7 protein-coding genes and 2 pseudogenes are annotated in these 8,259 nt (G+C 60.8%); 4 read left to right on the plus strand and 5 right to left on the minus strand.

Annotation, left to right across the window (positions count from 1 at the left end; translation table 11 throughout):
• Positions 1-3: 3 nt before the first annotated feature.
• Together DQW77_RS18390 and DQW77_RS16580 are read right to left on the minus strand one after the other, a co-directional pair.
• Positions 4-336 carry a hypothetical protein gene (locus DQW77_RS18390; protein WP_220124983.1) on the minus strand — a complete coding sequence of 111 codons (333 nt, stop codon included), beginning with the start codon at positions 334-336 and terminating at the stop codon, positions 4-6.
• Positions 333-599 (minus strand): annotated as a pseudogene (locus DQW77_RS16580) (DNA methyltransferase); the annotation flags it as partial. The gene DQW77_RS18390 and the pseudogene DQW77_RS16580, both read right to left, overlap by 4 nt.
• Before the next feature lie 111 nt (positions 600-710).
• On the opposite strand from DQW77_RS16580, the gene DQW77_RS18285 reads away from it, so the two are divergent.
• Positions 711-1,298: a hypothetical protein gene (locus DQW77_RS18285; RefSeq protein WP_181711321.1), complete on the plus strand. Its 588-nt coding sequence runs from the start codon at positions 711-713 to the stop codon at positions 1,296-1,298.
• Here DQW77_RS18285 and DQW77_RS18395 read toward each other — a convergent pair.
• On the minus strand, positions 1,237-1,443 hold the full coding sequence (locus DQW77_RS18395) for a DUF6471 domain-containing protein (protein ID WP_113259333.1): 207 nt from the start codon (positions 1,441-1,443) through the stop codon (positions 1,237-1,239). The two genes, DQW77_RS18285 and DQW77_RS18395, sit on opposite strands and share 62 nt — an antisense overlap.
• 102 nt (positions 1,444-1,545) lie before the next feature.
• On the opposite strand from DQW77_RS18395, the gene DQW77_RS16590 reads away from it, so the two are divergent.
• Positions 1,546-2,508 carry an IS1595 family transposase gene (locus DQW77_RS16590; protein ID WP_113259334.1) on the plus strand — a complete coding sequence of 321 codons (963 nt, stop codon included), beginning with the start codon at positions 1,546-1,548 and terminating at the stop codon, positions 2,506-2,508.
• Positions 2,509-3,467: 959 nt separating this feature from the next.
• Here the strand turns inward: DQW77_RS16590 and DQW77_RS16600 are convergent.
• Both DQW77_RS16600 and DQW77_RS16605 read right to left on the minus strand, forming a co-directional pair.
• On the minus strand, positions 3,468-3,836 hold the full coding sequence (locus tag DQW77_RS16600; RefSeq protein ID WP_113259336.1) for a hypothetical protein: 369 nt from the start codon (positions 3,834-3,836) through the stop codon (positions 3,468-3,470).
• Between the two features lie 66 nt (positions 3,837-3,902).
• Positions 3,903-4,919, minus strand: a pseudogene (locus DQW77_RS16605) (ParB N-terminal domain-containing protein); the annotation flags it as partial.
• 313 nt (positions 4,920-5,232) lie between these two features.
• Between DQW77_RS16605 and DQW77_RS16610 the strand changes: the two are divergent.
• Positions 5,233-6,015 (plus strand): hypothetical protein, encoded by a 783-nt coding sequence (locus tag DQW77_RS16610; RefSeq protein ID WP_113259337.1) that lies wholly within the window; start codon positions 5,233-5,235, stop codon positions 6,013-6,015.
• The gene (locus DQW77_RS16615) at positions 6,008-7,897 is read left to right on the plus strand and encodes a hypothetical protein (protein WP_113259338.1); all 1,890 of its coding nucleotides are present in this window, start codon (positions 6,008-6,010) and stop codon (positions 7,895-7,897) included. Before DQW77_RS16610 ends, DQW77_RS16615 begins: the two co-directional genes overlap by 8 nt.
• Positions 7,898-8,259 lie beyond the last annotated feature (362 nt).

Consider the following 8,259-nt stretch of genomic DNA (forward strand, 5'->3'; position numbering starts at 1 on the left):
GCCTTACCTCCCTTGACCCTTTCCGACCCCCGGTCCGAATTCTGGCCGTGAAAGAAAATGTCTGCCCCCGCCGGTTCCGCGGCACGGCCTCCGGAGATTGACCCTCCCCCCCGGGGGGGCGCCCCGACGCGCCAACCGCTCGAACAGGCGCCGCAGGCAATAGCTTCTGACAAACGACACGATCGTGAAGGCCGCGCCGACCCCGAGATGCTGCGCAACGGTGACCGACAGGCCCATGACGGGAAAGACCAGAAGCTGCGTGGCGAGCGCCACGATCCAGCCCAGGACGATGTTGGCAAGGGCCTCAAGCGCCGATATCGCGCGACCCTGCGTCATGCCGCGCTCTCCAGGCGTTCCGCGGCGATCTCGTCAAGGCCGCGCCCGTCCGCGTCGAGCGTGGCGCTCTGCCCTGCAAAAGCCTCCCAGCGCCGCACGGCCACATCCACGTAAGCCGGATCAAGCTCCATGGCGTGACAGGCCCGTTGCGTGCTTTCGGCGGCAATCAGCGTGGTGCCTGACCCCGAGAAGGGCTCGTAGACCGCCTGTCCCGCGCTGGAGTTGTTGAGGATCGGGCGCCGCATGCACTCCACCGGCTTCTGCGGCCTTATGTATCAAACGCACCAGCCGGTGCGAAGTGCCGCCAGCCCGAAGGGTGAGCGGGATGGGTGAAATGACTCCACAACCCAACGGTCCTGGGGCATGGTCAGTCCATGCGGCAAGTGATCCGATACACCTTAGGTGCTTTGATGTTCGCGGTTAGCCCGATCATCTACCTCAATATTGAGGTTTGGGCAGCACAGCATGAGCTAGACCAGATTCTAGCCGGTCGTATCCCAGGGTGGCTCTTAGCGTTCATCTTGCAGCCCTGGATTTTTTGGTTGTCTCTAGTTCTGATGGGCTTTGCGTGCGGCGTGTGGCTTGACGCAATCCTTAGAAAGCGCCCGAAGGCGATAGCGAGACAGGTCATTCTGGCTGAGCGGTGTCAAAATCTCGCAAACGAAATCAAGGTTAAACTTAAGGGGATGCACCCTTATGGATCCCCACCGATGCTGTTGTCGAAGTATCAGATCCTGAAAGATGATCTTGCAAAAGAGATCGGCGTACTCTTACCCGCATACGATGGCCGAAGTGGGGTGCCCGATTTCTTAATAAAGCAAACAGCATTTTTAGAATTGATCGCACCCTATTTGTACGCGGAGCGCGGGAAGGATTTTGTAGAATCCTATTCTGGCCTGCTTATATCCGAAGATCGGTCGAGTTTATCGACTTCAGAGCCTGAAGCAAAAACGCGGCACTAAACTTGCCCCGTGATAGCTTGTTACGAATATTCACCTCTTTATCCCCAATCATTTCCGCGAGTTGCGCGTAGGTCACGCCCTGGCGCTTCAGTTCGGCCTTGAGCAAGTTCGCGGCCTTCATCTCCCATTCAGTCTGCGTGGGCATGTATCACCTATAGGTCGAAAAGTATCGTTTTTGATACTTATGCCCTTGTAGTCGATACGTCAACGCACTATATTCGTTACATAGGTAACGGAGACGATGACAATGGCCCAACACTTCCTTCTCTCAGCAGCTTCCCGCACTCTCAGCCTGCGCTCGATCTACAAGGCAGGCGAGGAAGCGGCCTACCAGACCTTCTGCGAAATGCGTTGGCCTGAGACGGATGGCGAGGCGGTTTGCCCGCGCTGCGGCCATGACGAGTCCTACAGCATCACCACCCGCCGCAAGTTCAAGTGCAAGGCGTGTGCGCACCAGTTCAGCGTGACCAGCGGCACGATCTTTGCCAGCCGCAAGATGGATTTCGTGGATCTGCTGGCCGCGATCTGCATTCTGGTGAACGGGGCCAAGGGCGTTTCCATGATCCAGCTATCCCGTGATCTGGACTGCCAGTACAAGACAGCCTTCGTGCTGGCGCACAAGCTGCGCGAAGCGATGGCCTCCGAGGTCCAGACCGGTGAAGTTCTGGAAGGCCATATCGAGATTGATGGCGCGTATTTCGGTGGCCATATCCGCCCCGAGAACCGCAAGGAAGATCGCAAGGACCGCCGCCGCAAGGACAACCAGACCGGCAAGCGCCGTGTCGTGATCGCCATGCGTGAGCGCGTGGGCCGCACCCTGCCGTTTGTCAGCACCGATGAAGGCGAGGGCGTTGCACTGGCAAACGAGAACATCTGCCGCTTGGCCACCATGTCAGCCGATGAGGCAAGCCATTGGGATGAGTTGCACATGGGCTGGGCGGTTGACCGCGTGAACCATAGCGAGTGCTACAGCGACCACGGCAAGCACACCAACATGGCGGAAAGCTACTTCTCCCGCCTGCGCCGCATGGTGTTGGGCCAGCACCACCACGTCAGCCCGCAATACCTGCACCAGTATGCCAACCATGCCGCATGGCTGGAAGACAACCGCCGCAGCGACAACGGCGAACTGGCGCACCGTCTGGCGGCGAACGCGCTGGAAGCGCCGGTGAGCCGGAACTGGAAAGGGTATTGGCAGCGGGCGGCATGAGCGGTTACCGCATTGCGAATCACATTCATGTTGTGGTTAGACTAGTGGGCAAGCGATTATGTAGAGGTATGCCGCAATTTATTGCGCCTGAACCTCTTGACTCGTGCATCCCTTCGATTCGATCATGTGTTTGACGCTGGAGGTGAAAACGCCGCTACGGCTGGTACCCGTAACGGCGCTGTATTTTCCGGTTTCCGCAACCCTATCAGGATGGGCCGCTGCGGATATTCGGGTAACGTAGATCAAGGTTACACCTTGAAGAATCCGACAGTCAATGCGGCGCATCGCATAAAGTGAAAAGGGCAGCAGAATGGCTGTTAATGTGACTTGGCGCGGTGCGAGCGGGCAATCGTACACCTTTGAAACCTATCCTGTAGAGGCACAATTCAACCCAGTATCAGGGGTCTACATCTTCTGTAGGCAAGTCCCCTCTGGGAGCTGGGAAGCTCTCTATGTTGGCGAAACCCAGTCTTTTGAACAAAGACTGAACGCTAGTATCCGGTCCCACGATGGCTACGCCCGGGCAGTTCGCCTCGGCATGACCCATATCGCTGCGCTTGCTGTATCGAGCGATACCGAGCGCTTGCGCATTGAAACTGACCTTCGGCATGGGTTGAATCCTTCTGCGAATGCACAGAATGCACTGGGAGGGCTGTTTCAATGAGCGGTGACACCCAGAGCATTCTTTGCGGCGACTGTCGCGTACCGGTTGAAGGTCCCGCTGATGGACAAGACGATAGTGTGTTTTCCTGTCCCGCTTGTGGGCGCAGTGACACACGTAAAAACGTCCTCGAAGAGGTCAAAGCCTTCGTTACCGAATTGGCACAGCGTAGTCTCCAAGAATCCATGCGGGAGACAGCGAGGGGTAGCGACTTCATCAAGTTCGAGGGCAAGCCTGTTGAGAAGCGCACTTATCGGTTCATAACTGACCATCGGTTCTGATCCTTCTAAAGCTGGCCCTACGGGGCCAGCCAAACCCGCCCCTCATGCCGCACATACCCGGATTTCTTCATCTGTCCTAGCTGTGCATATACGCTCCGGTACATAGCCTCATAGGCCAGTCCGTGCGCCTCACACACCCGCATGACAACCTCCGGCCCGGTACATGGTCCAGAGCGCAGCGCCGCGAATATCGCCACCCGTAACTTGCCGCGCCGAAAGTGATACTTTGCCTTGCGCGGCACTGGCCCGAGATTGTCCCCGCGAAGCTGCAACAGCGCTTCGACGTGTTCTAAGCCAGGTTCGCCATCGCGGATGATCTGCGCCCGGAGGTTTTGCAGCGCGCGCGTTATCGTCTCGGGCTTGTAGAGGTAAAGCTGTGTTCCCATGCCCCATTGTGATTCACATCACCGCAGGATTCAGCTATATTGTTGGTGCGCTTGATACATAAGGCCGGGCTTCTGCGTGCCGTGCACCGTCTCGGCGTCCTGGTCGCGGCTGGGGATCGACCACAGCGTCGACTGCTTGCGATCCCCCGACCAGTGGCCCTTGCCACGGACGCAATACCACGCCGGTTCATGCTGCCAATGATAATGCCCGCGCGAGAGCACATGCCGGTCCTTGGCCCAGATGATCTGGCTGCGGATGTCGAACCCGCAGGCGGCGAGGCTCTCGGCCACCGTGCTGGCGTGCAATGCCCCGTGCCAGACATAGGCCACGTCGCCCGGGAAGAGCGCCCAGGCATCCCGCCAGTCCGCACGGTCGTCGTTCATCACCTTGCCGGTGCGCTTCGTCTCCGACGCCCCGGCCCGGTTGCGCCAGTCCGGATCGTAGGCCACGCCATAGGGTGGATCCGTCACCATCAGGTGCGGGCGTACATCCCCCAGCAGCCGGGCCACGTCGACCTCACAGGTCGCGTCGCCGCACAAGAGCCTGTGCGGGCCGAGGCACCACAGATCGCCCGGGCGCGAGACCGGGGTCTCGGGCGGCTCAGGGGTGTTCTCCTCCCGCGGATCGGCCGTGTCGAGCGCCAGCAGCTCGTCGAGCTCCCCGGCCGCGAAGCCCAGCCCCTCGAGGTCCACCCCGAGCTCCGACAGCTCGCCCAGCTCCAGCGACAGCAGTTCCCGGTCCCAGCCCGCCTGTTCGGCGAGGCGGTTGTCGGCGAGAATGTAGGCGCGCTTTTGCGCCTCGCTCAGATGACCCAGCTCGATCACCGGCACCGCGCGCAGGCCCAGCTTCTGTGCCGCCAGTACCCGGCCATGCCCCGCGATGATGCCGTTCGCCCCGTCCACCAGCACCGGGTTGTTGAACCCGAACGCCCGGATCGAGCCGGCGATCTGCGCCACCTGCGCCTCGGAATGGGTGCGCGCATTGTTGGCGTAGGGGATGAGATCGGCGACCGCGCGCTGCTCGATGGAACGCGCGCCGGTCAGCCCCGTTTCTCCACTTCCGGGAGGTTCTTTGTCCTGCATCCCTGGCCCCTTGCTCAATTACACAGCCTGTGCCTGCAGTCTACCACGCCATCTAACTCATTGTCATCGTGACATTAATTTCCAAACAGCGACGTTGGACGCCAAAGCCTGCCAGTGCCATGACCCCGCTGGCGCAGCAGAACCGCAGGCAGGCGCGAGAGGTGGGACAGATGGGACAGATGAAAACCATTTCTGCCTCACGCGCGCGCGTGGGAGAAAAAAGGTTCTGTTCTGTCCCATCTGTCCCACCCCACTCGGATTGACAGGACGCGCACGGAAAGGTTGAACTCGGCTCGGGAGGACAAACAAAACCATGGGGCACATTCATCTTGGCGTCTTGCCGAAGACAAGACGATGGAACGAGGTTGTCGAGGCCCTTGCTTCCGGCGCGGCAGACGAGGTGGTCGTGGCTGCGAGCGCGCAAGCGGCCGAGAAAGACCTGCTCTCGGCCACGGATAGTCCTGTCTTCATCGAGGCCGTCAGGCTGCTTCTCGCGATCCCCCACGCTGCACGCGCCGGTGATTTCGGCGATGCTCTCAGGGTCCTTGATCTGGAAGTTCGCGACGGCCCCGAACTTCTCGACCTGACCATGGCCGTCGATGAACGTCTGGCAACGGTCCGACGTGGGGCTGGCGGATCGAACGACCTCGGCGAGATTGCGGCGCGCTCCCTTGTGACGACCCTCTCGGAGATGGTCGGAGACCAGCTGCCCGGTCTGTTCGAGGCGACGCCGGATGATGTTCAGGCGGCCACCCGCAAGCTCTCCTGGTCTCGTGGAATATCCGAGTTCTCCCGCGCTTTCTACGCGCGGCTCGTCACGCACTCCCTATCCTACTGGCTGGACCGGACACTCGCGCTGCATGTCGGGTCCGAAGATCGTTTCGCCAATGCGGGCGACCGCAGCGCCTTTGATGTCGCGCTGTCGCAACATGCACGGGAGGCAACCCGGATCATCCAGGAGTTCTCGGGCGGCTGGTACGGCAAGACCCTTCACGACAAGGGCGGCATTTCCTCTCTGGATGCCGCCACATTCGGTGCAGTGGCTTTGAAGAAGATCGTCGCCGAACTGCGGGCGAGGCGCGGAGGCGATGACTGAGGCGCTCGTGTACTTTGAGGCCGGCAAGCCACCCCTCGAGGTTCGCTTCGGCGGCAGATATCCCAACTTCAAGCTCGAGGCCGACAAGATCAGAGCAAGAGCGCTGGCCAAGATTGATCCGATTTGCGACGATTTTCTGGAGATCGCGTCGACGGTCTTCGTGGCTGATAGCACGGTCAGCCGCGGCGGCGCGGTTCGTGCCCGGATGGGTCAGCAATGGCGGCGCGATCTTTCCTTCACGATTCCCGTCCGTCGGTTGGACATCTGGAGAAAACCGGAGGTGGTCGAGGCCCTGACCGACGCCGTGACGTTCCTGACAGAGGACAATGTGCAGTTCGAGTTCGTCGAAGGGGACTTCGCACGGCCGCGGGAACCGTTTCTCGAGTTCGATCCCTCTGGGCCACAGTTCGAGGCGAACGAGGCCATCCTGTTCTCCGGCGGGCTCGACTCCTTTGCCGGCGCTCTCGAGACGCTGGCGACAACGCGCCACAAGGTGCTGCTTGTCAGTCATCGCTCGGCACAGAAGGTCATACCGCGGCAGGATGAACTGGGCGCATACCTTTCCGAACAGTTCCCGGGCCGCGTGCAGCACCTCCAGGTCAAGGCTCGACGCCGTGGTGCGGAGGGCAAGGAGACGACGCAAAGGTCACGCTCGCTGCTCTTCACCGCCCTGGGCTGGGCCGCCGCCCAGGCCCTGAAAATTCCGCGCCTCAGCTTCTACGAGAACGGAACGATCAGCCACAATCTCCCGATCAGTCCGCAAGTGGTCGGGACCATGGCCACGCGGACCACGCATCCGCTCGCCCTGAAGAAGCTCAATGACCTGCTGGAGTGTCTCGCCCCGGGCCAGCTCGGCATCGAGAATCGCTACGAGTGGCTGACCAAGACCGACGTCGTTCGCAGGATCGAGCAGCACGGTGGCAACGAGCAGATCGATCGCGCCGTGAGCTGCACGAGTGTGCGCGAGCAGGATAACCTCAGAACGCATTGCGGCGCATGTTCTCAATGCCTTGACCGCCGCTTCGCCATGCTCGCTGCGGGACTCGAAGACCACGATCTGCCCGAGCGGTACGCCACCGACGTGCTCTTCGGTGCGCGGGAGCGGGAGCGATCGATCACCATGGCGCTTGAATGGACACGCCATGCGCTTCGCCTGCGGGACATGGACGAGCGGGCCTTCATGTCCGCCTTCGGGCATGAGCTCATGCAGATCATCCGGGGACATGAAGATCTGCCACGTGCCGAAGCACTGCGCCGGGTCCGCGACCTGCACCTCCGGCATTCCAATGCGGTGGCAGGCGTTCTCGAACGCGTCGTCAAGGAGCAGGCGGCCGACATCGTCGCGCGAAGGCTTCCCGCCTCGTCTCTCGTTGCCATGCATCTGGGCCAACAAGATCACACACAGCCCGCCCTGCCGTCTGATCCACGTGCGAGCGCCAAAACCTCCGGTCCGATGGAAAGCATCGCCGAGGAAGACGTCGTTCCGGACCCGACCAAGCCCCTGGTTGCGGCATTCTTCGATGAGGACGATACACCCGTTGTCGCTGTCGAGGGACTCGGTCGGGTCAAGGGGCCTCCCGCGCAGGTTGCACATGCCCTGAAGCCAAGATTCGACGATGCGCGGGCATCCGGTTTGGCTTATGACGAATACCCGTTCGTGCAACTGTCGGCTCTGGGTTCCCTGCGAAACATGAGCAAAAGCGCGATCCGTCAAAATGTCCGACGTTGCCGGCAACAACTGAAAGAGTTCTACCGCGACGTATACGGGGCCGCGCCTGACCGCGATCTGCTCATCCAGGGAAAGCAGCCGCAAGGACACCGCCTTGAACCGGATTTGCAGGTGGCGACAAGGGAACGAACCGACCGAATCAATCCGGGCTGAGCAGGCGCCTCGCGTTAACCGACTTGATCCCGCATGCAGGCATGTCACGCCGCAAGCTCGGAATGTCACGCCGTCGGGCTTGACAGCTTTAGAATACAGGCCCTTCAGCGCGCATTCTGTCACGCCGGCCGCCAAAGGGCGTCACGCCAGAAATGCTGCCTAACTATCTGATAAAAGTTACTATTTCCGGGAAGATCACACGAGCACCCGGAGGCAGGAATGATAACAGGCCATTTGACCTGCCCCATTTTTCAGGGCCACTCGCAAGTCGAGTCTGTTCCTCATTTGTTTGCCATCATTCGGCGGCGTGAGCAATGGGCGCAGGCGCGGAGCCATCAACTCGCTCAAGCGGCTGCGCCCAT

Source organism: Roseovarius sp. TE539 (genome assembly GCF_003298505.1).
GTDB lineage: Bacteria > Pseudomonadota > Alphaproteobacteria > Rhodobacterales > Rhodobacteraceae > Roseovarius.

Coding starts and splice junctions, on each gene's coding strand:
- DQW77_RS16590 (WP_113259334.1), top strand. CDS start 1,546: ATGGCCCAACACTTCCTTCTCTCAGCAGCTTCCCGCACTCTCAGCCTG.
- DQW77_RS18390 (WP_220124983.1), bottom strand. CDS start 336: ATGACGCAGGGTCGCGCGATATCGGCGCTTGAGGCCCTTGCCAACATC.
- DQW77_RS18285 (WP_181711321.1), top strand. CDS start 711: ATGCGGCAAGTGATCCGATACACCTTAGGTGCTTTGATGTTCGCGGTT.
- DQW77_RS16610 (WP_113259337.1), top strand. CDS start 5,233: ATGGGGCACATTCATCTTGGCGTCTTGCCGAAGACAAGACGATGGAAC.
- DQW77_RS18395 (WP_113259333.1), bottom strand. CDS start 1,443: ATGCCCACGCAGACTGAATGGGAGATGAAGGCCGCGAACTTGCTCAAG.
- DQW77_RS16600 (WP_113259336.1), bottom strand. CDS start 3,836: ATGGGAACACAGCTTTACCTCTACAAGCCCGAGACGATAACGCGCGCG.
- DQW77_RS16615 (WP_113259338.1), top strand. CDS start 6,008: ATGACTGAGGCGCTCGTGTACTTTGAGGCCGGCAAGCCACCCCTCGAG.